Below are 26,492 nucleotides of genomic sequence, written 5' to 3' on the forward strand. Positions count from 1 at the left end.
CACCCACCCACATTGTGATCGCCTCGACTACCTCAGACGACCCGCCCCCCTCCTGACCCACACAACAGCGCCAGGCCCCGAAGACGCTGAACACCCACACCCGTATGCGACCTGAACCTAGGAAACACACCACATGGTCACCGAAAAATCCGAAACTCACGAACTCTGGCTCATCGGATACCCCTCCGCCACCCTGGAACCCGACAGCCTCGCCGTGGTGGAAAGCCAGGTACCGAGCCTCGGACCCGGAATGGCCCTGATCCAGAACACATTCCTCACACCCGATCCCGACCTCACCCTCCGCCGTATCCACACCTGGCCCCTACGCACCGCCCTCAAAGCCGGACCAGCCGTCGGCCTGGTCGCCGCCACACGAGACGCCACCCTGCCCAAAGGCGCACTCGTCCGACACGAAGGCGGCTGGGGCACCTACACAGCCCTGGGCCACGGCCAATACGACCTGTGCGCCACCAACGAACACATCCCACCCCAGGCCTACCTCGGCGTCCTCGGCCAGCCCGGACTCCTGGCATGCGCCGGCGTCTGGGAACTCGCCGACGTCAGAGCCGGAGAAACCGTACTCATCGCACCCGCCGCCGGCTCATTCGGCGCCGCCGCATCAGCACTGGCAAAACTACGCGGAGCCGCCAAAATCATCGGCTGCCACGACACCGGCGACCCCCGCCAACCCATCGGAAACTTCGACACCGTCATCGACCACCGATCCACGGACCTCACCGAACAACTACTCGCCGCCGCACCACGCGGCATACACGCCGCAATCCTCGGCGCCGCACCAGACCTATTCGTCGACATCCTCGGCGCCATGGCCGAACGCGGCCGAGTCGCCTGGACCGCAGACACCGGAGTACCCGCCCACGCCACAACCGACGGCCACATACCCACCGCCGGCCTCACAGCAGTCCTCCGACGCGGCATCCGCGTCATCGGCTACCGAGCCTCCCACTTCCAACACCTACGAGACCAAGTAGAAGCACTACTGACACCCGAACTCACAGCAGAACGACTCGCCGTAGAGCCCGCAGCCCCTCGCCGCTTCACCGACCTCCCCAAAGAACTAGCCGACACCGCCAACGGCTCACCCCACACAACCGACGCCTACCAGATCACCGACCCATGACGCGCACTCGGCAAGCTGTCGCTGTCATCGTGCGTCTCGCACGGCCGCCGAAACGCGGTACCGTTCGAAGATCGCGTCCGCGGCGGCGCGGTACGTTCGCTCCAAGCCGTGCTCGTCGCAGCATTCTGCCAGGCCGATCAGCGCCGCGGCCTCACCAAGCGCGTATCTGCTGTTATGGGCGAGGTTTCGTGCCGTGGTGTGACATTCGACAGCCGTGCGCGTCTCGCCCAGATGGCGGTAAACCCGGCCCAGCGTGTTGAGCGCATCGGTCCGTAGCGCCGGAGCAGACTTACCCTCGGCTACCGCGGTGCCGGCCTGTTCCGCGTACAGTGCGGCAGTCGCGGCCTGCCCGATCTCCATGTACGCCTCCGCGAGATTCGCCAGGACAAGAGCGGTTCGAGGCGTCACCTCGCGTTGCGTTCCTGTGAGGCCGCGGGCCTTGGCGAGTACGGACACGGCCTCTTTGGCACGACCGCAGCGCACGAGCGCTTTGCCGAGGTTCGCCAGCGCCATGATCTGAGGTTCGCTCTGCCGGTCGGCGACGCACAGTTCGGCGGCGCGCGTCGCCTGCGATATCGCCCCTTCGAAGGAGGCGAGAGCCAGGAGCGTGCTGCTCAGGCTGATGCGCGCCGCGATCTCTTCTCGAACCCGGCCGAGTTCGGCCGACAGAGCGATCGCACGGTGCAGATGAGCGGCCGCGGACTCGTTGTCGCCGAGGGTGTGCTGGAAGGCTCCGAGCCTGCCGAGGCATACCGCCTGGCCGAGCCGGTCGTCGCATTGCTCCGCGAGCGTGAGTGCCTCGGCCAGCAACACCGTTCCCTCCTCCGCCTGGCCGTTGTTCCACAGCGCTATGGCCAGGTTGACCAGTGCATTGCTCAACAGCGGCAGGCTTCCCAGCGCCCGGCAGGCTTCCTCGGCGAGCTTGGCCGATCTCAGGAGCAGGGTTCCATGGTCTCGAATGTGCAGGTAGTGCGCGAGGTTGCGGGAGATGTGCGCGACGTGCGCGTGCAGTCCACGTTCCGACGCGGTCCGCATAAGGGGGTGCGCATTTCTGTATTCGGTATCGAACCAGGCGATGGCCGCGGCTTGGTCGGCCGGAGCCGGCGCGGGACCGGTGTATACCGGGGCTCGTTCCTGGTAGCGGTTCCTGCCGGGAAAAGCGATATCGGACGCCTGGCCCGAGGCCACCGAGAAGTAGGACAGCAGCGACTCCGTGGCTTGGTCTATCTGTTCAGTGTCCGAGACTCCGTCCACGTCCATGTATTGGATGGCGTATGCGCGCACGAGGTCGTGGATGCCGAAGCGGCCGCCGGGAAGCACTTCGAGCAGATGGCGGTCGAGCAGGAGCTCCAGGACCGCCTCGGTCTCGACCTCGCTACGGCCGAGCAGTGCGCAGGCCGCGGGCACCCCGAGGCTTCCTCCGGGGTACAGACTGAGCAGACGCAGAGCCCTGCGATACTCGGGCTTCAGGGCTTGGTCGGAGCTGCGGATGCTCGCGGTGACGCTGCGCTCGCCGGTGCTCAGCGTGTCGAGCCTGCGGGTCTCGTCCGCGAGTCGCTGGGTCAGCCACGCGATCGAGCGGTGCTCCCGGTTCACCAGCCGGGCCGCGCTTATGCGCAGAGCCAGGGGCAGATTCCCGCATAATCGGGCGAGCTCCGCGGCCGCTGCCGGCTCCGCGGCGACCCGGTCGCGCCCGAGGACCCGTTCGAGCAACTCGATGCTCTCGGTGGGCTCGAACACGTCGAGCCGGATGCTGGAGGCGCCATCAAGTCCGGAGATCCGATCGCGGCTGGTGACGAGCACCAGGCTGCCCGGACAGTTGGGGATGAGAGCCGCCACGTCCTGGCTCAGAGCGGCGTTGTCGATCAGCACCAGCAACGGGGCGGACGAGGTGGCCGTGCGCCAGGCGGCCGTACGCGCGGCCTGACTGTCCGGAATGTTCTTCTCCGGGATTCCCAGGGCGCTCAGAGCCAGGCCCAGCGCGGTGTGCGCGTCGAGGGGATCGGCACCCGGGGTGTAGCTCTTGAAATCGATGTAGATCTCACCGCCCTGATAATTTCCACGGAGGCGGTGTGCGGCGTGAATCGCCAACGTGGACTTACCGCTGCCTCCCATTCCCTCGATCACCAACACCTGGACCAGGGGCTGAACCGTGTCGCCGGCGCCGGACATGGAATATATCTTCTGAAGAGCCTCGGTGCGTCCAGCGAAATCCGGTAACACGTAAGGCATTGTGTTGGGCGCCTGTGCGGCGAGCGCGGGCTGCATCGACGGCGGGACGGCGGAGTCGTGTCCGCCCGCGGACATCGTCGGTGTCTGGGCGGCCTGAGGATCATCGAGCAGGATGCGTTGGTAGAGAGAGGCGAGGCTGGGTCCCGGATCGACCCCGTAGGTTTCGCCGAGCAGTCGACGGATGCTGTGGTACTCGTCGAGTGCTTCAGCGCGGCTGCCGCTGAAGTAGAGGGCGAGCATCAACTGTTCTCGGAGCCGCTCACGCAGGGGGTAGTCCGCCACGCTGTTGCGCAGTTCACCGACCAGACTGTTCAGCCGCCCGAACCCGGCCCCGAGTTGCAGCTCGTAGTACTTTTCGAGGGCTGAGACCCGGAGTTCCTCAAGGGCCGTGCTCGCCGCCGCGATGACCAGCCCGCCGTCGCCGGCGAGCAGTGGCCCGCGCCACAGCCGGAGCGCCCGGTCGAGATGAAACAGGGCCGGGTCGCTCGAAGCGGGCTCGTCCGGCCGGCCGGCCGGCTCCCGGGCCTGCTGCAACTCCGCGTGGAACTCGACCAGGTCCAGCCGGGTAGAGCCGAGCGTCAGCCGGTAGCCGGGGCCGGCGGTGGTCAGCTTCGCGGCCAGCGCGGGGACGCGTCCGCGCAGGTCGGAGACCATCTTGCGGACTTGATGGTGCGCCGTGTCCGGGCCGCCGTCGTCCCAGATCGTCTCGACCAGCCGGGAGACCGGTACGACCCGCTCGTGGTTGAGCAGAAGGTATACGGCAAGCCGCTCCTGAAGCGGCCCCCGCAACGGTATGTCCGCCCCGCGGAACAGACACTCGAACGAGCCGAGAATGTTGAAGGCCAACTCTCCGGGGCCGTCACCTGCCGTCATCCTGCCCCTCGAGTTCAGCTGGCCTCGCCTCAGGGTGAGGCGGCATCGATTGTTTTCGGGAGTCAAATAAGCATGGGGAACGGGACATTGCTTGGAGAGGACTCTGAGTCGCCGTCTGCCGACGGCGAACAGCTGCGAAGCCGGACACGGCGAAAGGGGCCGTGACGACGGGCGTCGACTCACTTCACCGTCGAATCCCGCGGCCACGGCCCAAGGCGTCAGGTCCCTGAGTTACAACTGCCAGACCATGGGATCCCCACGGATCACGTTCGACTGGCGCAACTCATAACAAGGGGAGAACATCGACAGCGGAGTTCTTCGTCGGCTGCCAGGGGGCGCCAAGACGTGGCCTCGTTGGTGCCAATGACATCAGAAGCGGCGCAACCGAGGTAAACCGACCGGGGATCATGGCAAGACTATCGGTGTTTCTCCGGCGTGGCGACATCCCTAAAGGTAGGAATATTCGCTGCGAACTATGGTCGGTGCTGCTCAACCGCCTTGCGATGGCTCATCGTTGTTGAGCCCCGGCTCAGGAAACCGCAGCCGATCGATTGCCGTGGCCGAGGAGTCGGGCCGCGGAGCCTTCGTCAGCCCTCGAACACCGGCCGCCCGGTGATGCACAGGCGGGCCACCGGCAAGCGCTCTTCCCGTTGCATTCCCACCGGGCAACGAAGCGCGGGACCGGTACGGAGTCGGAATAGTAACCACCGTCGCCAAGCTGACCCTCATGATCTCGAAAACACACGTTCCGGAGCGGATCGAGCAGGTGACCCCGGCGGCGCCGATCAAGCTGGCGAACCCCGCTCCGTCGACACAACGCCGTGAAACGGATCCGGCCCAGCGCTACCTCGCGATTCTGAACGACCCGCTGTATTCCTGTCTGGTCGGCCTGCAGGATCTGGTGAGTTACGAGACGGCGCTGTTCTGGCGCGCGCGACAGGTCCGGACGCTGCATCTGCCCATCACCACCGGCTCGATCTCCTCTCCGATGGGGCTCGGTAGCGACTCGTTGCCCGTGAAGATCGACATGTTCGGGGTGCCCACCTATCTCGCCGACTCCATGCAGTTCATGCTGGAGTACGGATGCCGCTTGACCGGCGACGGTTGCTATTACGTCATGCCCAGCTTCCGGGGTGAGCAGGCTGACGCCACCCACCTGAGCCAGTTCTTCCACAGCGAGGCCGAGATCCCCGGCGGCCTCGACGAGGTGATCGCGGTGGCCGACGAATACATCCGCCACCTGGCCGCCGCCGTGCTGGAGCACCTGTCCGCCGAGGTCGCCGAGTCGGCCGGCGGCACGGATCACATCGAGCAGTTCCTCGCCTCCACCACCACGCGCATGACCTTCGCAGAGGCCTTGCACGCTCTCGACGGTGACCCGACGTGCTTCCAGACCCACGAGGGCTGGCGCACGATCACGCGGGCCGGCGAGCGACGCCTCATCGAGCTGTACGGTCCCGGCGTTTGGCTGACCCACCACGACCAGCTTTCGGTGCCCTTCTACCAGGGCCTGGACGCCACCGGCGAGCAGGCGCTCAATGCCGACCTGCTGCTCGGGCCCGGGGAGGTGATCGGTTGCGGCGAGCGGCACACGCTGGCCTCGGACGTGCGCACGGCGCTGCGCGCTCATTCGGTGCCCGAGTCCGACTACCAGTGGTACGTCGACATGAAGGACCACCGCCCGTTGCACACCAGCGGCTTCGGCATGGGCGTCGAGCGCTTCCTCATGTGGGTGTTGCGCCGCTCGGACATCAGGGACCTGCAACTGGTCGAGCGCTACAACGGCCAGATCACCGTCCCCTAAGCCGGAGCGGAGAGAAGAACCCGTGATCTACATGTCCGATCACTCACCTGTGTGCTCTCCACAGGTGCGCCACATCGAGAAGCCCTACAACGGGGATGACGAGGTGAAACCGGTGCCGGCGCACAGCGATGCCGCGCGCGCGGTGCTGTCAGGGCTCGATGACCTGGGACTCGAGCGGCTGCTCGCCCTGCCCGCGGTCCCGGTGCCCAACGCCAGGCGGATGCGCTACCCGGTGACCGTGCGGACCAGCGTGGACGACGGGAAATGGTACCTGCGCGCCTTCGGGACCGAATTCGACCTGGTCGACCCGTCCCGGCGAGCGTCGACGGGCGGCTGGTACTCGTTCGGGTGGGGGCTGTACAACGGCCGGGAGATCGCCGAACTGCTGCTCGTGCAGGTCCTGCGGGACGACGCCGACCTGATCGGGCTGCGTTCGGCCATCACCGGACTACTGCCTGCCGCGCCGACGGACAGCACCATCGCTTCGGGCCGGTACCGGCGGGAGTTGCGATTGTGCGCGGCCATCGACCCAGCGCCCGCGGGGGTGTGAGCGGTGACGACACTTCCTTACGTGCTGGACCTGCAGGCGGCCGGGTTCATCGCCCGTTCGCCGGAGATCAAGGGCATTCCGCTGTGGCGCAATGCGGGCATCCGCGCCGTGGATCTGCTGGTGGAAGAGTTCATGACCGCGGTCGCCGGTCACGGCAGGCCGGCGGTGTGGCAGCACGGCTTCCTGGCCGACGCCAAGGCCGCCGACCGGGTCTTCGGCAGCTACGACAACGTCTACAACGTGCTCGACCTGCCCGGTCATCCTGATGGCCAGTTCCGGTCGGACAACATCGTCACGACCGTTGCCCGCCTGCGTCGGGAGGGCCGGCGCGGCCCGGTGGTCTCGGTAGGCACGGTGATCAGGGACGCCCCCGGCAAGACGCCTCCGCTGTTCCGCGACCGCAGCATCTGGCCCGTCGTCGAGCTGAACCGCATCGTGGCGCCCGCTGACGCGTCGGCGCTCCTGGCGTCCTACGCGGCAGCGTGCGAACGGTTCCTGGCCGCCATCGGGATTCCGTCGCTCACCGTCCAGACCCCGGTGCTGTCCGACTACGGCAAGCTGACGTACCTGGTGGTGGCGGTGCTGCCGAACAAACGGCCGACCGTCCTGGCCACTGTCTACGTGCTCAGCGACAAGCTGCGGACCGCGCTGGGCAGCGACGGCGACGTGCTCGACGTCGGCTTCACCGGCAAGGTCCTGGCCACCGCCGCGATGCTGCACGCTGATGCGCGCGGACTGGCGCTGCCCAGCACGGTGGCGCCGATCCAGGTCGGTATCACCGCGGCCGCGGCCGACGACGTGACCGAGTGGGTGGCGCGGCTGCGGGCCGGCGGTCTGCGCTGCGATCTCGCGATCGCCGGCCGCCCGGCCCGCCGGATCAGCGCGGAGCGGACCTGGCATCGGCGCGGTGTGCCGCTCGTCATCGGCGTCGGGCCCGGCCGCGGCTCGGTGTCGGCCGGCACCCGCCTGCCGTTGCGGCGCGACGCCCGTCGTGAACTGCCCGAACCGGATGAGGTCCGCGCGCTGCTCGCACAGTCCGACGCCCGGCTGTTCGCCCGTGCCCGGCGGGTATTCGACGCGGGGATGGCTCAGGGCGCCCACCTGCGGTCCATGTGCGGCGACTGTGCCCGCGGCGAGGGTCTGGCCGTGTTCGGCGTGCTGGTGCCCAAGGCGGCTGTCACCTGTGAGTCCTGTGGCAGCACCGCCGGGGAGCGACTGTTCATCAGCGACGAGGGGCGGTTCTACTGAGATGGCCACATTCCTGTCGACGACTATTCCCTACGCCAACGCCGGACCGCATCTGGGACACGCCTTCGAGTTCGTGCAGGCGGACGCGTTCGCCCGCCACCTGTCCCGGCACGACGCCGTCTTCGTCTCCAGCGGTACCGACGAGAACGGGCTGAAGATCGTCCAGTCCGCCGCCGCCTCCGGGCAGACCTCGGCGGCGATGGCGCAGCGGAATTCGGCTGAGTTCGCCCGGCTGGCCCGGACGTTGCCCCTGACCGTGGACCGGTTCGTGCGGACCAGTACCGACCCGCGGCACCGGGCCGGTGCGCAGGAACTGTGGCGGCGGATGGCGGACCAGGGCGACATATATTCGCGCGACTACACGGGCGACTACTGCGTCGGCTGTGAGGCCTTCCTCGCGCCCGACGACCTGGTCCGCGGCCGCTGCCCCGTCCACAAGGTCAGGCCGACCGCGACCCGGGAGCGCAACTGGTTCTTTCGGCTCAGCAGATACGCCACGGATCTCGGGGCCGCGGTGGCCGACGACCGGATCCGGATCTGGCCGCCGTCGCGGCGCAACGAGATGCTCGGCCTGATCCGCGGCGGCCTGTCTGACATCAGCATCTCCAGGTCGACCGACCGGGTCCACGGCTGGGGCATTCCCGTACCCGGCGACGACAGTCAGGTCATGTACGTCTGGATCGACGCGCTGACCAACTACGTCAACGCGCTCGGCTGGGCCGATGGCGACCCGGAGTACGAGCGCTACTGGGTCCGCGCCCGCCGCCGCATCCATGTGCTCGGCAAGGACGTCAGCCGCTTCCACGCGGTGTACTGGCCGGCGATGCTGATGTCGGCCGGGCTGCCGCTGCCGACCGACCTCGTGGTGCACGGCCACGTGCTGCTGTCGGGGCAGAAACTCAGCAAAACGCTGGGCAACGTGATCGACCCGTTCGACCTGATCGGCCGCTACGGGGCCGAGGCCCTGCGCTACCTGATGCTGGCCGAGTTCTCCCCATGGGCGGACGCCGACTTCACCGAGCAGCGGCTCGTCGCCCGCTACAACACCGACCTGGCGGGCGGGCTCGGCAACCTGGTGGAACGGGTGACCGCGATGGTCCACCGCTACCGCGGCGGCGTGGTGCCCGGCCCCACCGCTGCGGCCGGCCCGCTGGAACACGCCCTGCTCGCGGACGCCAAGCGGTTGTCGGCCGCGTGCGAGCAGGCCCTTGACCGCTTCGACCACCGGGCCGCCGTCCGCCGGCTGCGAGAACTCGTGCGCGCCGTCAGCGCCTACCTCAGCCGGCGAGCCCCCTGGGCCGAGGCCGAGCCCGGCGCGCTCGACACCGCGCTGCACACGCTCATCGACGTGCTCCGCACGATCGGCGGGCAACTGGCGCCGATCCTGCCCGGCGCGTCCGACCGGATGACCGACGCGCTCGGACTGCGCGACCGCACGGATATCGCCGGCGCCCGCGTTCAGGCCCGACCGCATCTGTTCCCGAGGCTGGAGCTCACCTGGTGACCAGACAACTGCCATGCGCGCTCGAACCCGATGCCGCGATCGGCCTCTGGACGCCCGCGTCCCCCGGGCCCGCCCTGTTCCCCCGTCGCCACCGGCGCGCGCTGGCCGCCTTCGACCGGCCGGTGGTGACCACGGAGTCGACGGCGACGAACGACGGCATGGGCGCCGCCGACCCCGCCAAGGTCGCGGACGACCTGCACAAACTGCTCGTGGACGAGCGGGTCGGCGCCGTGCTCTGCACCACCGGCGGCTACACCTGCTCGGCTGTCCTGCGGCACATCGACTGGAACCTCGTCCGGGAGGCCGCCCGGCCGATCATCGGCTACAGCGACGCCACCTCGATGCTCTGGTCCACCCTCGCCCGCGCTGAGCTGGTGTCCTTCCACGGGCCGATGCTGATCTCCGAGTGGGGGGAGTGGGGCGGCCCCTGGCCGTACACCTTGGCGGGCCTGTCGCGGGCGCTGAGTCCGGCTCCGGGACCGCGGCCGCTTCCGGAGCCGGAAGCCTGGACGGACGAGACCCTGTGGTGGGACCGCGAGGACACCCGCCGACGTGTCACTCAGGACGGCGCCTGGCGCTGTCTGCGACCGGGCACCGCCGAAGGCTGGCTGTTGCCGGGCTGTGCCAACACCGCGGCCCACCTCTTCGGTACCCCCTACCTGCCCGAGGTCGACGGGGCGCTGCTCTGCCTGGAATTCAGCGGCACGGGACCGGACCAGGTGTGGGCGTACCTGACCCAGTGGGCTGACAGCGGTCTGCTGGACCGGATCGCCGGGCTCGTGATCGGCCGCTTCAGCGGGCCGCGGGCGGCCGCGGGCGGGTCGGCCGACTACGACCGGGTCCTGCAAACCGTGCTCGGCGACCGCGACCTTCCCGTGCTCGTCGACGTCGACTTCGGCCACACCGAGCCCATGCTCACACTTCCGGTCGGCACCCGTGCCCGGCTGGACGCCACCGACCGTCTTCTCACCCTGCTGGAACCGGCCACCATCCCTACCGCGAGGAATATTTCATGAGTGGTGCACAATTCGCCGACGACGACGGCACCATCGTCGTGCACACCGACCATCGCCTCTGCCGGCGCTGCGTTCTCCCGGAGAACTTTCCCGATGCCGACTTCGACGGCGCCGGTGTCTGCGCGTACTGCCGGGCCGAGACCGATCGGGTCGATCATTCCCGGGCGGAGGTCGAGGCCGTTCTCACCGGCAGCCGACCGCACGCCGCACCCGGCGACTACGACGTCGTGTTGCTCTACAGCGGGGGCAAGGACAGCTCCCTCGCCCTGATCCAACTGGTCAAGGAGCACGGCCTGCGGGTGCTCGCGCTCACTCTCGACAACGGGTTCCTGGCCCAGGTGACCGCGGCCAACATGCGCTCGGTGCTGGACAGCGTCGGCGCCGACCACATCATCGTGCGGCCGCGGCGGCGCGTCATGCACGGCGTCTACCGCTCGGCCCTGACCAGCGCGTTCGGGCCGGAGACCGTGAAGTATTCGACAGCGGCGTGTGGATCGTGCATCGGCATGGTGTTCGCCGCCGGCATGCGCACCGCCGCCTCCTACGGGGTCCCGCTGCTGGCCGGCGGGTGGACTCCGGGTCAGCTCACCAACGCCGCGTTCGTCTCCGCCGGGTTCCTGCGCGAGGTCATCGAGCGCAACATCGACCCGGTCCGGTCCACGGCGCCGGAATTGTCCGCCGACCTCGACACCTGGACCAGGGACTCCGGCGAGTTGCCGCGCGGCCTGGTCAACCCGCTCTACGCCATCGACTACACCGAGGCCGGAGCCCTCGCGGTACTGGAGAGCCACGGCTGGGTGGCTCCCAAGGACACCGACTCCTGCTCGACCAACTGCCGGCTCAACGGCCTGCTGATCATCGATCACATCCGCAAGTACGGCTACCACCCCTACGTCTACGAGATGGCCCACCACGTCCGCATCGGCGCCATGGCCCGCGACGAGGCCCTGCACAAGCTGAGCAACGTCAACCTCCGCAGCTCAGCGGTGGGCGCGGTCGCCGTCGAACTCGGCATCCGGTCCCCGCTCTCCGTTTCCTGACTCCGCCCCGACTCCTAGGAGCGTTTCATGCATGACGTCCTGTCGGCCCCGGCCGACGCGATCAGCCGGCTTTCCGCGGCCGAGATACAGACCTTGGACTTCTCCCGTGTCGTGGCTCTGACCAACGAGCCGAACATGCCCTCCGGCGGCGGCGCCACCGTCCGCCGCGTCCTCGAACTCGCCCCCGTCCGCCCGGGGCGTCCGGTGCTCGAGGTGGGCAGCAACACCGGATTCACCACCATCGAGATGGCGAGCTGGCTCGACGCCCCGGTGACCGGACTGGACGTCAACCCGGTGTCCAACGTCTTCGCCACGGCCAAGGCCGCCGCCTACGGAATCGACAACGCGACATTCGTGCTCGGCGACGGTCAGGGCATGCCCTTCCCGGACGACCACTTCGACCTGGTGTTCTGTAGCAATGTCACGTCGTTCATGGACGACCACGCCAAGGCGATCAACGAGTACTACCGGGTCCTGGCCCCGCTCGGAGTCCTGGCCTCGGTGCCGATCTACTACCTCCGTACGCCGCCGGAGTCGCTGCGCGTCCGGGTCGAGGAGGCCATCGGCGTCCCGCTCCCGGTGACGAGCCGGGACTACTGGGCGGACATGTTCTCCCGGCCCGGGGTGAGCCTGATCGCCGACGAGTCCTACGAGTACGTCAGGCAGAGCCCTGAGCGCATCGCCGACTACACGGCCGCCGTGATGAGCGGGCCGCACCTGCGCGACCTGCCCGCCGACAAGCTGGCGGCGCTGCGTAACCGGCTGGCCCACTTCTACGAGCTGTTCGACGAGAACCTGTCCTACTGCGGCTACTCGATCCTGCTGTTCCGTTCCGGCCACCCGAATCCGGAACCGGTGCTGCACACCACCCGCCCGGCCGCCCGGGGCGCCGCGTGACCACCCGGTTGATCTCGCCGCTGGAGCGGCTCGTCGACGACACCGTCACGCCCAACCGGCTGCGCGACATGACGTGGCTGGCTAGGTACCTGGACTCGGGGTCCTCCGCGGGCGAGCCGATCATGCTGAGCCTGGGGGAATCCTGGGGCCAGACGCCCACCGGGCTGCTCGCGGCCCTGCGCGAGGTGCCCGACTGGTCGCACGGCTATCAGATCTCGATGTACGGCCTGCCGGAGCTGCGCCAGACCCTGCGGGACTACGTGGCCGACACCCAGCGCCTTCCCCCCGACCAGTCCTGGGAACTGGCCGTGAGCTGGACCGGCACCCGCAGCGCGATGCGCGACTTCGGGGTCGGGCTGCGCCGCGGGACGATGCTGGCGGTCGCCCCCGCCTGGGACTACGCGGGCGTCTTCGAGCCGATGGGGTTCAGCCCGGCCTACGTCCCGTTCGACCCGGCCGAGCCCGCGGGGCCGAGCGTGGCCGAGGTCGAGGCGGCCGCGGCCGCGGTCGACGACCTCGCCCTCGTCGTGATCAACGCGCAGCACAACCCGACCGGCGCCAACTGGGCGCCGAGCCTGGTCACCGCGCTGATCGACGTCGCGATCGAGCGCGGTGCCGCGATCCTCGTCGACGATGCCTACTTCGGGATGTGCGCCCAGCCGGCGACGTCGGCACTGGAGATCCTGCTCCGCCGGCTCGGCGGCCGGCCGTCCCCGGTGCCATGGCTGGGCGTGCGGTCGTTCGGCAAACAGTTCCGCTGCAACGGCTGGGGGCTCGGCGCGGTGATAGCCGAACCGGACCCGCTGGACGATCTGGTCAACGAGGTGCGGCCGCAGCACACGTTCAACTACGCCATTCACCTTCAGTGGGCATTGGCGCGATGGCTGGCCGATCGCGCGGAAGTGGCCGCCTACCTCACCGAACAGCAGGCTGCGACGACGTTGAAGCGGTCGGCCGTCCTGAGCTGGCTGCCACCGTCGGTACGCCGGCGGACGATCGCCGGCCCGGCGGCACCGTACCTGCTCTGCCCGGCGCCGCCGGGCCTCACGGTCGAGGAGTACCTGCGGCGCGCGGCGGTCGAGTGCGGTGTCCTGCTGTCCGATGCGTGGCCGCTCGCCCGGGTCGGTGACGCCGGGTCCACCGGCTACGTCCGGCTCTACCTGGGGCCCGCGCTCGCCACGCTCGAGGACGCCAGAGATCGCCTGTCCGCAGCGGGGCTGTGGCCGGCATGAGCGTCGAGGCAAACATGAGCGTCGAGGCAAAGGGGCGGTCGGCCGGGTCGGGCCGGGGCGCCGGGCCGCCGGCGGTCTTTCCGGCTCGGCTGGGTGCCGCGGTCCTGGCCGACGGCATCGGGACCGGCATGTTCATGCCCTTCAGCGTCCTGTACTTCGTGCACGTCGTCGGCCTGCCGCTGTCCGACGTCGGAGGGTGCCTGACAGCGGCCAGCCTGCTGGCGCTGCCCGCGTCGATGCTGACCGGTTCGCTGGTCGACCGCAGAGGCTCCCTGCCGTTCGTGGTGGGGGGCGACCTGCTCGGCGCGGCCGCGTTCATCGCCTACCTGTGGGTCGGATCCGCCTGGGAACTGGTACTGGTCGCCTTCGTCGCCGCCCTCGGCCAGGCCACGGTGCGGACCGCCGGCACCGCGCTCATCGCCACCATGGCCGAGCCCGGGCAGCGGGCCGTTTGGCTCGCACGGCAATCGGCCGCCCGCAACGCGGGCTACGGCGTGGGGGTGCTCGCCGGGACCTCGCTTGTAGTCCTCGGCAGTCACACCGCCTACCTGCTGCTCGCGGGCGTCAACGCTGCCAGCTACCTGGCGGCGGCGGCGCTCCTGGGCCGGCTGCCCGGCGCCGGGACATCGGCGGGACCGCCGCCGGGCACCCCGTCGGCGGCGCAGGAGGAGCCCGGCTACGGCTCGGTGTTGCGCGACCGCCGCCTGCGGCTTCTGAGCCTGGCCGGACTCGGCCTGGTCGTGTGCATGAACGTGCTCCCGGTCCTGCTGACCACCTACCTGACCGCTGTCCTCGGACACTGGGTCTTTCTCGGCGGCGTGGCGATCGCGGGCAACACCGTGATCGTGGTCGCGGCCCAGGCCGCACTGACTCGCCGGGTCCAGAGGTTCCCCGAGGTACGCGTGGTCCAGGCGGCCGCGGCGGCCTGGAGCCTGGGCTTCCTGTGCCTGTGGATACTCAGCGTGGTGCCCTGGTGGGGAGCCGCCTTCGGTCTGCTTGGAGCGGTCGCCTCGCTGACGCTCGCGGAAATGCTGTACGGCCCGACCGTGGGCGCCCTGGCCGCACAGCTCGCCCCGGTCGGGGCGCGGGGCCGCCACCTCGGCGTGTTCTACCTCTCCTGGAGCCTGGGCAGCGCCATCGCCCCCGCGGTGCTGACCTGGCTGCTGTCCGAGGGCCGCCAGTGGCCGTGGATCGTCCTCATCGCCGCGTGTGCGGCCTCTGCGACGGCACTCGGCCGGATCCAGGAGCGGACCGCGCCCTTGACGACCTAGAAGTTCCCTCGGCTTACGACCGAGACCTGTAACCCCATCGGAAAGGCTGAAATTCATGACCATCGCATGGTTCGACTTCGAGAACCACGATCAGCTCACGCTGCTCGACTCGCGGGACGCACTGTCATCGGAATGCCGGGACGACGGCATCCCGGAGGCGATCACCGACATCCTGGCCGGAGCTGAGCAGGGCAGGACCGATGCGACCGAGGCGCTCAAGCAGCTCCAGGAACTGCTTGAGCAGATCCGGCACACGCCGGAGGGCGCGGCCCGGGTAGAGCGCATGAACGCCTTCGTCCGCACGCTGGGCCAGGCCGACAGACTCGCAGCCTTCCTGGAGCTGATGCGGGCCTCGCTCCGGTCTGCGCGGCCGTCGGATCACGAGATCACGGAGCGGTCCCGGGCCAGCCGCGCACACTGCATCTATGGCTGGTCCGGCCAGTCGCTGCTGCTGGCCTCGGAGATGGACCCGCTCCCGAGCACGTCGCCCGCGGGCGACGGCGTCGAGGAGATGATGGGCTCCGCGCTCGCGGAGTGGGTTGCCAGCATTCACGTCTGGCAGCCGAACCCGGAGGCGCGGGGTTTCGAGTCGGTCAAGCGGTTCGAGCCGAACGCGATCGTCGAACCGCCGCATTCGCACCCGTTCTCGTTCGTCTCCTACGTTTCCGTCGGGGAGATGCGGCAGTCGATCTACGAGGAAGCCGTGGCGCCGGCTCCGGCCGGGTCCGCCGATCGCTATCAGGACGTCGAACTTGAGCGCGTCGACGGAGTCTGGCCGCCTCATCAGGAGTATGTGCGCAGCCGCCTGCGGACGACCGAGGATCGCCTCTTGTTGAAGCAGGGGCAGAGCTACTTCATGCCGCCGGACATGATCCACGACGTCGAGGTGGACCGGGCCGCCGCCGTCGACCGTCCGGCGATCACCTTCTTCCTGCGCGCCGAGACGGTCCAGGTCCCGAAGTCCTACATGGTGCCGTCGATGGCGGATTTTCATCGCGGCAATCCCGAGCTCACCAGCCGGGCGAAGTCCCTGACCCTGCAGGAATGGGACGCCATGCTCGAAGCCATGGCCCGCTACCTGCGAGGAGACGCCGACCACCTGCGGCTGGGCGAGATCTTCGAGTGCGGCAGTTCCTACGCCTTCATGAACGTATAGCGGCCCCGGCAGGCCGGACGCCGGCATCCGCCCGGAATTCCACGAATGGAGCGACAAGTGACCGCAGTCAAAAACGAAGGGTCGGTCGTATTGTGCAAGTGGCAGCCAGAACTCGGCCGGGAGCTCCTTGAGCGGACCCGGGTGCATGTCGTCCTCGACGACTACGACATCGCGCATGCCGCGATCGACGATGTCCTGCTGGCCAAGGCCGCCACGGTGCAACGGGTGAGCACGTTCAACGCCCTCGAAGAGCTGGCAACCGTGGCGGTGTCGATTCTGATGCAGGACCCTGAGGTGTCCCGGGTCGTGAGCTTCGCCGAGTTCTCACAACTGGGCGCCGGCTATCTCGCGGACCTGCTCGGCGTCGGGCCACCGGTCCTCGCCTCGGTCGCCGGCCGTGACAAGAGGCTGATGAAGCGGCTGGTGGCCGCGGCCGGCGTGCCGACAGCGGACTTCTATTCGCTGCCGGATCCGAAGGACGAGATCGCTGTGGCGGCGCTGGCCGGCCGGCTCGACTTCCCCGTCGTGGTGAAGCCCGCCGCCGGATTCGGGACGATGAGCACGCTCCGGGTAGACGGCGCGGCGGAGTTCCGCGAACTGTGCCGGTCCTTCCCCTACGAACCCGTGCTGGCCTCGCGGCAGCTCACCGTCGAGTCCTTCGTGGACGGCGAGGAGCTGCACGTCGACGCCTACTGGGGTGCGGACGGGCCCCACTTCCTGTTCGTCTCCCGCTACTTCGCACCCCGCCTGGCGGTCCAGCGCGGTGAGTGCCCCCTGGACGGGGGAGAGCTGCTCTCCTCCACAGACCACGCCGAGTTGTACGCCGAGTTGGAGGCGCTCACCGCCCGGGTCATGGGCGCGCTCGGGGTGACCGGGACAATGATCCACCTGGAGGTGTTCCGGCAGGCGGACGGGCGGATCGTCTTCTCTGAGATCGCCACGCGGGTCGGCGGCGGCTGGGTTTCCGGCCTCATCAGCCAGGGACTGGGCAGAAGTATCTGGACGGTGCTCGCCGATCTGGCGATCGAGGGCAGAACCGGGCCGCCGCGACCGGTGGCGCCCTACATCGGCGTGGTCCATCTGCGGCCGGAAGTCCCCGGCCGCGTCGTTCGGATCCCCACCGTCGCGGACGTCATGGCCATTCCCGGGGTGTTCCAGGCCCAGGTCTGGCCCGCGCTCGGCGATGTCCTCGCCATGCGTCACCCGTCGGAGTGGGTGGTGTTCGCCTACATCGGTGCCGACAGCCCGACAGCGCTCGACGCCCTGGTCCGGGAGGTCGCACAGCGCCTCAGTGTGCGCACCGTCCCCGTGGAGTCGTGATGGGTCCTCCCACTCAGACAATGTGCTCCCACCCGCGTACGGCGTTGCTGCTCTCCGCCGAACTCGCCGGGGGCGTCGCCCGCCTCAGCGCGGCGCTGCGGCGGCGGGGTTGGCGGGTCGTCCTGGTCTCCGAGATGGATGACGACCCCAATGCCGTGCGGTGCGACGACCACGTCGTCGTCGACTGGAACGCCTCCGACGAGGACGTCACCGCGACAGTGGCGCAGGCCGGCATTCGGCCGGCCGCGATAGTCAACATGGTGGAGTCGCTGATCCTTCGTCGCGCCGCGCTCCTGGACCACTTCGGCCTGGCAGATCCCAGCAGCGGTCTGGCCTGGCTCATGGACAAGGCCGCCGTCCGCCGAGCCGCCGATGCCGCCCGCGTCTTCCCGCTGCGTTGGACCGACGGCTCGATCGCGGAACTCAGGGCTGCGCCCCCGTCGCGGTATCCGGTCGTGGTCAAGCCGGCTGTGGGCGGCGGCGCTTCGCGCGACGTCCACCTCGTGCGCTCCCGAGACGAGTTCGACCAGGTCATGGCGCGGTTGCGGGATGTGCGCGGCTCGGATCGGTTCCTCGTCGAGGAGTATCTGACAGGACGGGAGTTCTCCGTCGACGGATATGTGCGCGACGGCGAATTCGTCAGTGTCTTCGTCGCGGACAAGCCCGATCACGACTCGGACCGGTTGCACGACCGGGGGCTGCGGATATCCCCGCCGGCCGGTGTGCCGGCCGATTCCATCGCCCGATTCGTGGGGGAACTCCAGATCCTGGTGTCTCAGCTGAGCCTGGACGGGGTGTGGCTGCACATCGAAGGGCGGATGGCCGATCGGGAGCGGGCCGGGCTCATCGAGATCAATCCACGGCCCGGGGGCGGTCTCTACCCCGCCGCGATCCGGCACCGCACCGGCGTCGATCCGGTCGAGGCCGCTCTGGACCTGGCCATCGGGTCCGCGCCGGACACCGGGCATAGCCGGCTCGGTGCCCCCGTCGCCATCGTTCCCGTCGAGGCTGACGCGCCAGGCATCGTCCGCTGCCGGACGACCGTCGCAGACCTGCTGGCGGTCGACGGTGTTGTAGATGCCTACATCATCGACGGCTACCGCGTCACATCTGTCGCCAAGGAGAACTTCTTCGCCGCGGTCATGGTGACCGGACATGACGAGGAGGAGCTGCGAAAGCACGCCTCCGCCGCCCTTTCGGTGATGGACTACCAGATCCTGTGAGGTGACCAGCGGTTTCGTGCGGCCCTGACTCCGGCGGCGGATACATGAACAACACTCGAAGGAGGTCTGCTCATAATGAGTGCCAACCTAATGATGCGGTCGCAGGTGACTGCCGATACCGTCTCGCCTATGACCTGGCTGCGGGTCTTCGAACTCCCCTCTGAAGTAGTGAGCTGTCGGGAGGCCGCAGACGCCAAAGGATTCCCTCTTCGGCATGAGCTGAAATCACTCATTCTGAAGGTAGACGAAAGCTTTGCGATAGTTCACCTCTCGGGTAGCGAATTCCTTTCCCTACGCCGGGTGAAGCGTTTCCTGAAATCCGAACAGGCGCGACTCGCCACTCCCGGCGAGACTGCCTCCCTCGGGGCGCGGCCCGGCGCCGTCTCACCCTTCTTGCCGAACCTGTGGAGGCTTCCCCATCTCATAGACGCCGACCTGCTCACCCTGACCTGGGTGTCAACCAACAATGGCACGCTGAGCAGCTACATCGTGTTCGATCCCATTCTTCTGTGCCGAGCTGAAACGTCGTCCACCGGGCAATTTCGAAGAATCGAATGAGGCGCGGCGCGTTCCGGCGAAACCGCCGACGACGTCGACGAGGCGATCCGGGACACCGGTGGCGGCGGGACTCGGTGCGAGCGCAAGATTCTGCGGATCGTGCCCGCGCCGACCCGGTGTCCCAGTCGGCGTAACTGGGAACAGCCGCGGCTACCAGGCGAGCCCCAGTGCATTGATACACGACGAGCAGGGCTCGCGGGATGCCGCCCACATCGCAGGATGCTGCTAACCTCGATGAGGCGACCCACCCTGGCGCCGGTTGCCTTTCAGTCATTTTTTCAGTGATGTGAATCCAATCTGTGTTCGGCCAGAACGGAACTTGTCGGGCCGCACCGCCGCTGGATGATTGATTCCTGGGGGTACCGGCGAGAAACATCTGATCAGCGGCGCCTGGCCGCCCCGGCCGGCCACCCGAAGCCAACCAGGGCTGAGGGCGGCCGTCCGTGACGCGCGGTGTTTCGCTGCCGCGGCCAGCAGGGCCTTGTCCTAAGCCGTTTCGCAAGTTCACATGTCAGCTGCGGTCCCGTATTCCGGAACCCCCAGGAATCAATCATCTAGGAGTTCGCCAGCAGATACTCCTTCGAGGCCTCGCCTGCCCGCGCGAGACTTTCGTAGTCCAGCCCCACGAGATCGCCGCCCCATTTGGCGACCGCCCCGTTGACGAACACCGCGTCGACATTTGCGATTCCGGCAAAGTTCACCACCGAGCCGACCGCGGAGCCGGAGATGCGGGTGTTCACCCGGTCGAGCGAGAGGACAACGAGGTCGGCTTTCTTGCCGGCCGCCAGCGTGCCGATTTGATCGGAGAGCGCCGCGTTCAGCGCGCCGCCGACTGTCGCCGCCCTGAGCGCGTCCAAGGCCTCGTAGGGGGCTGGGGAGTCCGCCGCGCCGGAGTACATTTCGCCAAAGCTCAGACCCCGCTGCACCGTCTGCAACACGCGCATCTCGGTGAAAAGGTCGTGCGCGTAGCACATTTCGTTGTCCGAGCTGATGCCCTCTTGGACGCCCCGCCGATTCACTGCGAGGATCGGGATGAAGGCGCCGAGCCCGAGGTTCGAATCGGACCGGGGGACGACGTTCACCGCGGCGCCGCTGTCCGCGATCGCGGCCCAAGACTTGTCGGACAGCCCCGAGCAGTGGTTGAGGGTGTGTCCCGGGCGCAATAGGCCCGAGGTGAGGAGGGCTTCCGAATCGGTGATCCACCCGCCGATTTCCGACGACACGTCGATGTCGTGCTCGGCCGCGAATGCCCAACTCTCGAGCGTCGGCCAGCTGTCCATCAGCCGGATGGTGATGAGTCCGTCGGCGCAGGAATAGGTGTCGCGCAGCCTCAGGACATCGGCGGGGAGCTGATGCTGATGATCACCCTCCTGCGCCGGCCCCGCCGCGTACACGGCACGTATGCCGGATCCACGCAACGCCTCGATCGCCGCGTCGGAGTGTTCCGCACTGCGCGAGTTGTGGCTGTTGTCGACGATCGTCGTGGTCCCGGCGTTGAGGGCCTGTGCCGCGGTCAGGCGCTCGGCGATGGCCATGTCCTGTGGCCGGTAGGCCTTCCCGACCTTGCCGTGGGTCAGGGCCATGTAGTCCGCGAACGTCGCATCAGGGGCCATGCCGCGTAGCTGGCCCTGCCAAGCGTGAATATGGGAGTCCACGAGTCCGGGGATGACGACCGATCCGGCGACGTCGACAACGATGGCATTGCCGTCCACCCGCGCCGCGAGACCTGGACCGAGCGCCTCGATTCGGTCTCCGGCGATGAGGACGTCTCCAACGAACTCGCCCTGCGCGTCCATCGTGATGACGTGTGCCCCGGATAGCAGGATCCTGCGGTTATTGTCGCCGGTCGTGGCGTTGATCTTGTCTAGTTGTTCCTGTTGGCGCGACGTTGGCACGTGTGCGGTTCCTATCTGCTGGGGATTACCGGTAGGTGTAGTACTCGTTGCCTATCGACCGGCCCGTCGTGGAACATGGACTGCAACGGGAACGGCACCCGCTCGCCGTCACGATCGAACTTCTCCACCGCCACGAACAGATCGGCCTCGTCCGTCTCGCTGTCCACCCAGAGCCGCAAGGACATGTTGCCGGTGAGTTCGGTGTCCTCGTCGAACGTGACCGCGAACTCGGCGAAATCCTGGGTGTCCTCGGAGTCGTAGGTGACGCTGGCCGCCGCCGGAACGTGCTGGAGAAGCGCGCCGGATGCCGCGTCGAGGAACAGGGGCGTGAACACGGTGCCGTCGAGCGGCCAGGTGATCTCATCCCGTACCTGGCCCACGAAGTGGGACTCGCGCACCTCGATGTTCAGCCGCGGCCTGTCGAGAGTGGCGCCGGGGGCCTCCTTCAGGAACGTGGTGAAGAACTCCAGCTGGCGGTCCAGGCTTCCTCGGGTGTGGATGCCGTGGTCTCCCCAGTCCACGACGGCGTACACCGGTACCTCGCGCAGAACGACGCCGGCTCGCATCGGGACGGGCACATCGCGTTCCACGGCGCTCATCGTTGGGCATGAATGGCCTCTCACCTCGCAGTTCCTCCGATCACGGTACGGTCGAGGTTTTCGGTCGTCACCCACACTTCTCACCCATCGATAATCGGCTCGCCGCCGAGGACGACTGCGGGGCCGGGTGATCCGGGCTAGGCTCCCGATGTGACTGATGAAGGCCGCGCCGGTGAAGGCCACACCGACGGACGCGAGTCTGTACTGGACCGAGCAGTACAGATACTGGGTGCCTTCGGGGCGGCGTCGCCGGTGCTCTCCGCGGCGCAGATCGCTCGCCGGACAGGGATGCCCGCGCCGACGGTGTACCGGATGGTTGGAGAGTTGTTGCGGCTCGGCATCCTGGAACGCGAGGCCGACAAGCGGCTCAGAATCGGGATCCGGCTCTGGGAGCTCGCCTCCCGATCGTCGCCGGCGATGGGCCTGCGGACCGCGGCTCTCCCCTTCATGGAGGACCTCCAAGCCGTGGTCCGTCAGCACACCATCCTTGGGATCATCCTCGACCGCGAGGTCATCTATCTGGAGACCCTGTCAGCGCCGGGGGCGGCGTCGAGCCCCGCCAAGATCGCGGGCCGACTCCCGTTGCACGCCGGTTCCAACGGTTTGGTGCTTCTCGCGTTCGCGGCGCCGGAGCTTCAAGAGCAGGTGCTGGCCGAACCGCTGGTCGCGGTGACACCTCGCACCGTGACCGATCCGAAGCAATTGCGGCGCATCCTGTCGCGCATCCGGCGTGACGGCCACTTCGTCGCCGAGCGCATGATCCGCGAGGACGGTGCCGGGGTCGCCGTCCCGATACGCGGCGCCGACGGCTCCGTCGTGGCGGCGCTCTCGGTCGCGGTGGCCAACAACAAGCAGGTGACCGCGCGGATGATACCCGCGCTGAAGGCGGCCTCGAACGGCATTACCCGTACGCTGGTCGTCGCACAATCGGCCCCGGCCGGGCAGTGGCCGATGCGCCCCGGCGGGGTCTGGAGCGGTCGATCGCCGGTTCTCGCTCAGTGATAACCGGGGGACGTTTCGAGGCGGCGTTCCTCTAGCCTCAGTAGGTCGCATTCCGCAGGCGCGAGTGGCGCGCAGCGGCGGGACGGCGGCAGCATCAAGGAGGAAGAACCATGTCGACGAGCGTCAGCAGCATCAGCGTGCCGCAGCAGGAGCTTTTCATCGGAGGCAGTTGGACGGCCGCTGACGACGGTGCGGTCTATGAGTCGTTGGATCCGTTCACGGGTGAGCCCGCATGCCGGGCGGCCGCCGCCTCGGCGGCGGACGTCGATCGGGCCGTGAATTCCGCGAAGAAGGCCTTCCCCGAGTGGGCGAGCCGTTCGCCCGCGGAGCGGTCTCGGATCCTGCTCACGTGCGCCGACGCGCTCGAAGCGCGCTCGGCGGAGATCTCCGAGGCCGTGACCGCGGAGATGGGCGGACCTTCGGGGTGGGGTCACTTCAACATCAAGATCTTGGTCGACAAGGTTCGTTACGCCGCGATGTCCGCTTACGAGGGTCTTACCGGCGAGGTCATTCCGTCGGACAACCCGCGGCGGACGGCGCTGGCCATTCGCAAGCCGGTCGGTGTCGTGGCGAGCATCGTGCCCTGGAACGCTCCGGTCCTGCTCGTGGGGGCGTCCGTTCCGGCGGCTCTCGTGCTCGGCAACACCGTTGTGATGAAGGCGTCGGAACAGACGCCTCGCACCCACGGATTGGTCGTGCGTTGCTTCGCCGAAGCAGGCCTGCCCGACGGCGTGCTCAACCTGATCACCAACGCGCCCCGGGACGCCGCCGAGGTCGTCGACGCGCTCGTCTCCCACGAGGACGTGCGGCGTGTGCACTTCACCGGGTCGACGCGCATCGGGCGCATCATCGCTGAGAAGGCCGCCAAGACGCTCACCCCGGTCGTGCTGGAGTTGGGCGGCAACGCGCCCTTCATCGTGCTGGCGGACGCCGACTTGGACGTCGCGGTCAGCGCCGCGGCCTTCGGCTCGTTCGCCAACACCGGACAGGGGTGCCTGTCCACCGGCCGTATCGTCGTGGATCGCGTCATCGCCGAGGAGTTCAGCCGGCGTCTGGCCGCCGTGGCGGGCACGATCGTCTACGGCGATCCGCGGCGCGCGCAGACGATGCTCGGCCCGCTGATCAACCCGAATTCCGTGAATCACGTCCAAGAACTCGTCGAAGACGCGGTCAAGGGCGGCGCCGACCTGCTCGCCGGCGGCCGCGCGGACGGGCCGTGCTACGCGCCGACCGTACTCGCGGGAGTCACCCCGGCCATGCGCGCCTATCGCGAGGAGTCCTTCGGCCCGATGGTCACCATCATCCCCGTGGACGGTCCCGAGGAAGCCCTCGCGGTGGCGAACGACAACGAATACGGCCTCACCTCGGCGATCTTCAGCCGGAACGTGACCCTGGCACTGGACCTGGCCAAGCGCCTGGAGGTCGGCATGTGCCACATCAACGGCGCGACCCTGGACGACGAGGCGCAGATGCCCTTCGGCGGCGTGAAGAACAGCGGCTACGGAAAGTCCGGTGGCCGCGCCGGTCTCGCCGAGTTCACCGAGGTTGAGTGGATCACCATCGAGGGGCCCGGCACGCCGCACTACCCGATCTCGGAGTGAGCGGAGTAATCGGAGTAGCGGGGCGGGGCGCGGCGAAGCGCCGAAGTCATGACCTCGCCTGGAGGCGCTGGACCGCACCACTGTGGCAGTCCAGCGCCAGGCATCCGGGCGGATCGACGAGAGCGTGGCTGTGGGGCCCGTGAGTACGGCGCGAGCCCGACGGCCATCAATGAGTTTGCCGGTGTGGACTACTTGAGCCGCAGGATGCGCTCGGCGTTCTCGTGCGCGACTTTGGCCTTGTCCGCCGGGGCGAGGGGCGCTGTGCGCAGGAACTCGACCGCCGCCTCGGTGCGCTCGAAGGGGTAGTCGATGGAGAACATCACATTGTCGATGCCGATCGCGTGGATCGCGGCGACCAGCGCTTCGTGCGAGAACACGCCGCTCGTGGTGATCGCGATGTTCGCGCCGAAGTACTCCGAGGGCAGCTTCTTGAGCTGCGACTGCTTAAGTGGCAAGTGGCAGGTGGCGAGTGGCGGTTGACGGTCTCAGGGTGAGGCCGCTGCTCGGGCGTCGTCGTCGGCGTCGTAGCTTGCGCGCGCCTTGTTCACATCCTCGAGATGGTCGCTCGCCCATTGGGCCAGGGCCTGCCGCGGTGCTTCGAAGCTCCGGCCGAGTGCGGTCATCCGGTATTCGACCGCGAAGTGGCGGGTGTCCAGCACGATGCGTTCGACGATCCCGTTGCGCTCAAGGCGCTTGAGCGTCTGGGCCAGCGATTTCTGGGTGATCTCCGGGACTTCGCGGCGCAGCTCGTTGAACCGGTGCGGGCCGCGGAGCAGCACGGCCAGTATGGAGAGCGACCATTTGTCGAGGACCTGGTCGATGAGGTCTCGCTGGTCCCCGAGCAGGCATGCGTCCGGCATCGCGGTCACCTCCATGACACCTGGTTCCGTTGAAGTATCCTACAGGTACTAAGTATGTTTTCGATACCAGCTACCGGAGGTATCGGATGTACACCACCATCAAGGTCCGCAAGGACGAAGGCATAGCTCACCTCGTCATCGACAACCCGCCGCTGAACCTCCTCGACGCCGCGCTTCTGCGCGACCTCGACGCGTTCCTGACTGAGGTCGCCCAGGACGCGGCCGTCCGCGTCATCGTCTTCGAAAGCGCCGACACGGAGTTCTTCGTCGCCCACGGCGACATGGACTTCATCGAGGACCCGCAGGCCGTCATCGGAATCGAGATCGCCGGCGATCAGAGCCTGAACCCCATGCTCCGCCTGCACGAACGGCTGCGGCAGTTGCCGCAGGTGACGATCGGCAAGCTCGCCGGGCTGGCGCGCGGCGGCGGCAGCGAACTGCTGCTTGCCATGGACCTGCGTTTCGCCGCCGCCGAGACCGCCGGGCTGGCGCAGAACGAGACCTCGATCGGGATCATCCCCGGCGGCGGAGGGTCGGTCTACCTGCCGCAGTTGGTCGGTCGGGCGCGAGCACTGGAGATCATCCTCGGCGGGCGGCTGTTCGACGCCGCCACCGCCGAGAGGTACGGCTGGATCAACCGCGCACTGCCCGCCGCCGAGCTCGACGAATTCGTCCAGCGCCTCGCACAACGGATCGCCACCCTCGCGCCGGGCGTCGCGCGCGCCGCCATCGAGACCGTCGACATGGCACTGACCTCGCACCAGGATGGCCTCAAGGCGGAGGAGCAGGCTCTGTTCGGGCTATTCGCGCAGCCCGCCGCCCTCGCGCTGACCCGCGCCGCCCGCGCGGCCGGAGCCCAGACCAGAGCTGGCGAGCGCGACCTCGAGTCGACCACCGCCGGTATCACCGCCGCCTGAACCACGCGCCGAGACCGGCCGCTGGACGCCATACGCCTACGAGCACTCCCGGCCAGGAGTGGAGTCCAGCCTGCAGGCGACCGTGACTGGTCTCCTGCGGCGTACCGGCGTGGTCAGCGCGTCGTCATTCCCCCGGTGCCGACTGCACCAGGCGCCGGGACATGACGTGGTACCCGACTCGCGCGAACGCCGCCGCCATCGGTGCGTTGACCAGGTCGGTGTCGGCGGCGACCCGCGAGGCACCGGTGTCCAGCGCCAGGAATCGGGTGACCTCGCCGAGGATGTCGTCGGCGTAGCCGTGGCCGCGGTGCTCCGGCAGGACGCCGAGGCGAGTGAACCGCACCGGGACCGCGCCACTGTCCTTCTCGCGGCCGGAGCCGTCAGGGCGGACCTGGCCAGCCAGTCGAACCCTGATCCGCCCAGCGCGTAAATCGACCGTAAATCGAGCCCGGCTACTGTCCGGATCAAGCTCGAATCCCGTCTATCCCCGCGGGTGCAAAGCGGCCGGTCGGTTTCGGGTGGGGCTGTCGACAGCGGCTCTCCGCGGCCGTGG

At 68.4% G+C, this 26,492-nt stretch carries 23 protein-coding genes; 17 read left to right on the forward strand and 6 right to left on the reverse strand.

What is annotated here, in order from left to right; all coding sequences use genetic code 11:
• Window positions 1-133 precede the first annotated feature (133 nt).
• Window positions 134-1,141 (forward strand): MDR/zinc-dependent alcohol dehydrogenase-like family protein, encoded by a 1,008-nt coding sequence (locus IZR01_RS12880; RefSeq protein ID WP_194923937.1) that lies wholly within the window; start codon window positions 134-136, stop codon window positions 1,139-1,141.
• Between the two features lie 24 nt (window positions 1,142-1,165).
• Here the strand turns inward: IZR01_RS12880 and IZR01_RS12885 are convergent, their stop codons facing one another.
• The gene (locus IZR01_RS12885; RefSeq protein ID WP_194923938.1) at window positions 1,166-4,453 is read right to left on the reverse strand and encodes an AfsR/SARP family transcriptional regulator; all 3,288 of its coding nucleotides are present in this window, start codon (window positions 4,451-4,453) and stop codon (window positions 1,166-1,168) included.
• A gap of 520 nt (window positions 4,454-4,973) precedes the next feature.
• Here IZR01_RS12885 and IZR01_RS12890 point away from each other — a divergent pair.
• The 13 genes from IZR01_RS12890 to IZR01_RS12950 all read left to right on the forward strand — a co-directional run bounded on the left by IZR01_RS12890 (window position 4,974) and on the right by IZR01_RS12950 (window position 19,065).
• Entirely contained in the window at window positions 4,974-6,050 is a 1,077-nt protein-coding gene (locus tag IZR01_RS12890; RefSeq protein WP_194923939.1) for an amino acid--tRNA ligase-related protein, read from the forward strand.
• A 64-nt stretch (window positions 6,051-6,114) separates the two neighbouring features.
• On the forward strand, window positions 6,115-6,600 hold the full coding sequence (locus IZR01_RS12895; protein ID WP_194923940.1) for a hypothetical protein: 486 nt from the start codon (window positions 6,115-6,117) through the stop codon (window positions 6,598-6,600).
• Window positions 6,601-6,603: 3 nt separating this feature from the next.
• A complete protein-coding gene (locus IZR01_RS12900; RefSeq protein ID WP_194923941.1) occupies window positions 6,604-7,848 on the forward strand; it encodes a hypothetical protein in 1,245 nt (414 codons plus the stop codon).
• Between the two features lies 1 nt (window position 7,849).
• On the forward strand, window positions 7,850-9,352 hold the full coding sequence (locus tag IZR01_RS12905) for a methionine--tRNA ligase (RefSeq protein WP_194923942.1): 1,503 nt from the start codon (window positions 7,850-7,852) through the stop codon (window positions 9,350-9,352).
• On the forward strand, window positions 9,349-10,368 hold the full coding sequence (locus IZR01_RS12910; RefSeq protein ID WP_194923943.1) for a S66 peptidase family protein: 1,020 nt from the start codon (window positions 9,349-9,351) through the stop codon (window positions 10,366-10,368). Before IZR01_RS12905 ends, IZR01_RS12910 begins: the two co-directional genes overlap by 4 nt.
• Entirely contained in the window at window positions 10,365-11,408 is a 1,044-nt protein-coding gene (locus IZR01_RS12915; protein ID WP_194923944.1) for an adenine nucleotide alpha hydrolase family protein, read from the forward strand. Before IZR01_RS12910 ends, IZR01_RS12915 begins: the two co-directional genes overlap by 4 nt.
• Before the next feature lie 27 nt (window positions 11,409-11,435).
• The gene (locus tag IZR01_RS12920) at window positions 11,436-12,305 is read left to right on the forward strand and encodes a class I SAM-dependent methyltransferase (protein WP_194923945.1); all 870 of its coding nucleotides are present in this window, start codon (window positions 11,436-11,438) and stop codon (window positions 12,303-12,305) included.
• The gene (locus tag IZR01_RS12925) at window positions 12,302-13,537 is read left to right on the forward strand and encodes a pyridoxal phosphate-dependent aminotransferase (RefSeq protein ID WP_194923946.1); all 1,236 of its coding nucleotides are present in this window, start codon (window positions 12,302-12,304) and stop codon (window positions 13,535-13,537) included. Before IZR01_RS12920 ends, IZR01_RS12925 begins: the two co-directional genes overlap by 4 nt.
• The gene (locus tag IZR01_RS12930) at window positions 13,534-14,808 is read left to right on the forward strand and encodes an MFS transporter (protein ID WP_194891567.1); all 1,275 of its coding nucleotides are present in this window, start codon (window positions 13,534-13,536) and stop codon (window positions 14,806-14,808) included. The genes IZR01_RS12925 and IZR01_RS12930 overlap by 4 nt, the downstream gene beginning before the upstream one ends.
• Before the next feature lie 55 nt (window positions 14,809-14,863).
• The gene (locus IZR01_RS12935; protein WP_194923947.1) at window positions 14,864-15,964 is read left to right on the forward strand and encodes a cupin domain-containing protein; all 1,101 of its coding nucleotides are present in this window, start codon (window positions 14,864-14,866) and stop codon (window positions 15,962-15,964) included.
• 57 nt (window positions 15,965-16,021) lie between these two features.
• Window positions 16,022-17,284, forward strand: a complete 1,263-nt coding sequence (locus IZR01_RS12940; protein WP_194923948.1) for an ATP-grasp domain-containing protein — start codon at window positions 16,022-16,024, stop codon at window positions 17,282-17,284.
• The gene (locus tag IZR01_RS12945) at window positions 17,284-18,507 is read left to right on the forward strand and encodes an ATP-grasp domain-containing protein (protein WP_194923949.1); all 1,224 of its coding nucleotides are present in this window, start codon (window positions 17,284-17,286) and stop codon (window positions 18,505-18,507) included. Before IZR01_RS12940 ends, IZR01_RS12945 begins: the two co-directional genes overlap by 1 nt.
• Before the next feature lie 129 nt (window positions 18,508-18,636).
• Window positions 18,637-19,065 (forward strand): aminoacyl-tRNA deacylase, encoded by a 429-nt coding sequence (locus IZR01_RS12950; protein ID WP_194891563.1) that lies wholly within the window; start codon window positions 18,637-18,639, stop codon window positions 19,063-19,065.
• A gap of 554 nt (window positions 19,066-19,619) precedes the next feature.
• Here the strand turns inward: IZR01_RS12950 and IZR01_RS12955 are convergent.
• A complete protein-coding gene (locus IZR01_RS12955) occupies window positions 19,620-20,960 on the reverse strand; it encodes an amidohydrolase family protein (RefSeq protein ID WP_194923950.1) in 1,341 nt (446 codons plus the stop codon).
• Between the two features lie 11 nt (window positions 20,961-20,971).
• Complete coding sequence (locus IZR01_RS12960) at window positions 20,972-21,550, reverse strand: CocE/NonD family hydrolase C-terminal non-catalytic domain-containing protein (RefSeq protein WP_194923951.1); 579 nt, start codon at window positions 21,548-21,550, stop codon at window positions 20,972-20,974.
• 159 nt (window positions 21,551-21,709) lie between these two features.
• On the opposite strand from IZR01_RS12960, the gene IZR01_RS12965 reads away from it, so the two are divergent.
• Both IZR01_RS12965 and IZR01_RS12970 read left to right on the forward strand, forming a co-directional pair.
• Complete coding sequence (locus IZR01_RS12965) at window positions 21,710-22,561, forward strand: IclR family transcriptional regulator (RefSeq protein WP_194923952.1); 852 nt, start codon at window positions 21,710-21,712, stop codon at window positions 22,559-22,561.
• Between the two features lie 110 nt (window positions 22,562-22,671).
• Window positions 22,672-24,162 (forward strand): aldehyde dehydrogenase, encoded by a 1,491-nt coding sequence (locus tag IZR01_RS12970; RefSeq protein ID WP_194923953.1) that lies wholly within the window; start codon window positions 22,672-22,674, stop codon window positions 24,160-24,162.
• Window positions 24,163-24,350: 188 nt separating this feature from the next.
• Here the strand turns inward: IZR01_RS12970 and IZR01_RS12975 are convergent, their stop codons facing one another.
• Both IZR01_RS12975 and IZR01_RS12980 read right to left on the reverse strand, forming a co-directional pair.
• Window positions 24,351-24,617, reverse strand: a complete 267-nt coding sequence (locus IZR01_RS12975; protein ID WP_228559328.1) for an amidohydrolase family protein — start codon at window positions 24,615-24,617, stop codon at window positions 24,351-24,353.
• A 30-nt stretch (window positions 24,618-24,647) separates the two neighbouring features.
• Window positions 24,648-25,037, reverse strand: coding sequence for a winged helix-turn-helix transcriptional regulator (locus IZR01_RS12980; RefSeq protein ID WP_194891557.1), 390 nt, complete (start codon window positions 25,035-25,037; stop codon window positions 24,648-24,650).
• Window positions 25,038-25,108: 71 nt separating this feature from the next.
• On the opposite strand from IZR01_RS12980, the gene IZR01_RS12985 reads away from it, so the two are divergent.
• Complete coding sequence (locus tag IZR01_RS12985; protein WP_194923954.1) at window positions 25,109-25,939, forward strand: enoyl-CoA hydratase/isomerase family protein; 831 nt, start codon at window positions 25,109-25,111, stop codon at window positions 25,937-25,939.
• A gap of 124 nt (window positions 25,940-26,063) precedes the next feature.
• Here IZR01_RS12985 and IZR01_RS12990 read toward each other — a convergent pair whose 3' ends face one another.
• The gene (locus tag IZR01_RS12990; protein ID WP_228553812.1) at window positions 26,064-26,282 is read right to left on the reverse strand and encodes a GNAT family N-acetyltransferase; all 219 of its coding nucleotides are present in this window, start codon (window positions 26,280-26,282) and stop codon (window positions 26,064-26,066) included.
• Between the last annotated feature and the right edge of the window lie 210 nt (window positions 26,283-26,492).

It is taken from the genome of Catenulispora pinisilvae, from assembly GCF_015356865.1.
Classification (GTDB): Bacteria; Actinomycetota; Actinomycetes; order Streptomycetales; family Catenulisporaceae; genus Catenulispora; species Catenulispora pinisilvae.

Bases quoted from the DNA above. Each gene is read 5' to 3' on its own strand.
- IZR01_RS12985 (WP_194923954.1), top strand. From the start codon at position 25,109: ATGTACACCACCATCAAGGTCCGCAAGGACGAAGGCATAGCTCACCTC.
- IZR01_RS12935 (WP_194923947.1), top strand. From the start codon at position 14,864: ATGACCATCGCATGGTTCGACTTCGAGAACCACGATCAGCTCACGCTG.
- IZR01_RS12890 (WP_194923939.1), top strand. From the start codon at position 4,974: ATGATCTCGAAAACACACGTTCCGGAGCGGATCGAGCAGGTGACCCCG.
- IZR01_RS12980 (WP_194891557.1), bottom strand. From the start codon at position 25,037: ATGGAGGTGACCGCGATGCCGGACGCATGCCTGCTCGGGGACCAGCGA.
- IZR01_RS12905 (WP_194923942.1), top strand. From the start codon at position 7,850: ATGGCCACATTCCTGTCGACGACTATTCCCTACGCCAACGCCGGACCG.
- IZR01_RS12950 (WP_194891563.1), top strand. From the start codon at position 18,637: ATGACCTGGCTGCGGGTCTTCGAACTCCCCTCTGAAGTAGTGAGCTGT.
- IZR01_RS12945 (WP_194923949.1), top strand. From the start codon at position 17,284: ATGGGTCCTCCCACTCAGACAATGTGCTCCCACCCGCGTACGGCGTTG.
- IZR01_RS12930 (WP_194891567.1), top strand. From the start codon at position 13,534: ATGAGCGTCGAGGCAAACATGAGCGTCGAGGCAAAGGGGCGGTCGGCC.
- IZR01_RS12880 (WP_194923937.1), top strand. From the start codon at position 134: ATGGTCACCGAAAAATCCGAAACTCACGAACTCTGGCTCATCGGATAC.
- IZR01_RS12970 (WP_194923953.1), top strand. From the start codon at position 22,672: ATGTCGACGAGCGTCAGCAGCATCAGCGTGCCGCAGCAGGAGCTTTTC.
- IZR01_RS12915 (WP_194923944.1), top strand. From the start codon at position 10,365: ATGAGTGGTGCACAATTCGCCGACGACGACGGCACCATCGTCGTGCAC.
- IZR01_RS12920 (WP_194923945.1), top strand. From the start codon at position 11,436: ATGCATGACGTCCTGTCGGCCCCGGCCGACGCGATCAGCCGGCTTTCC.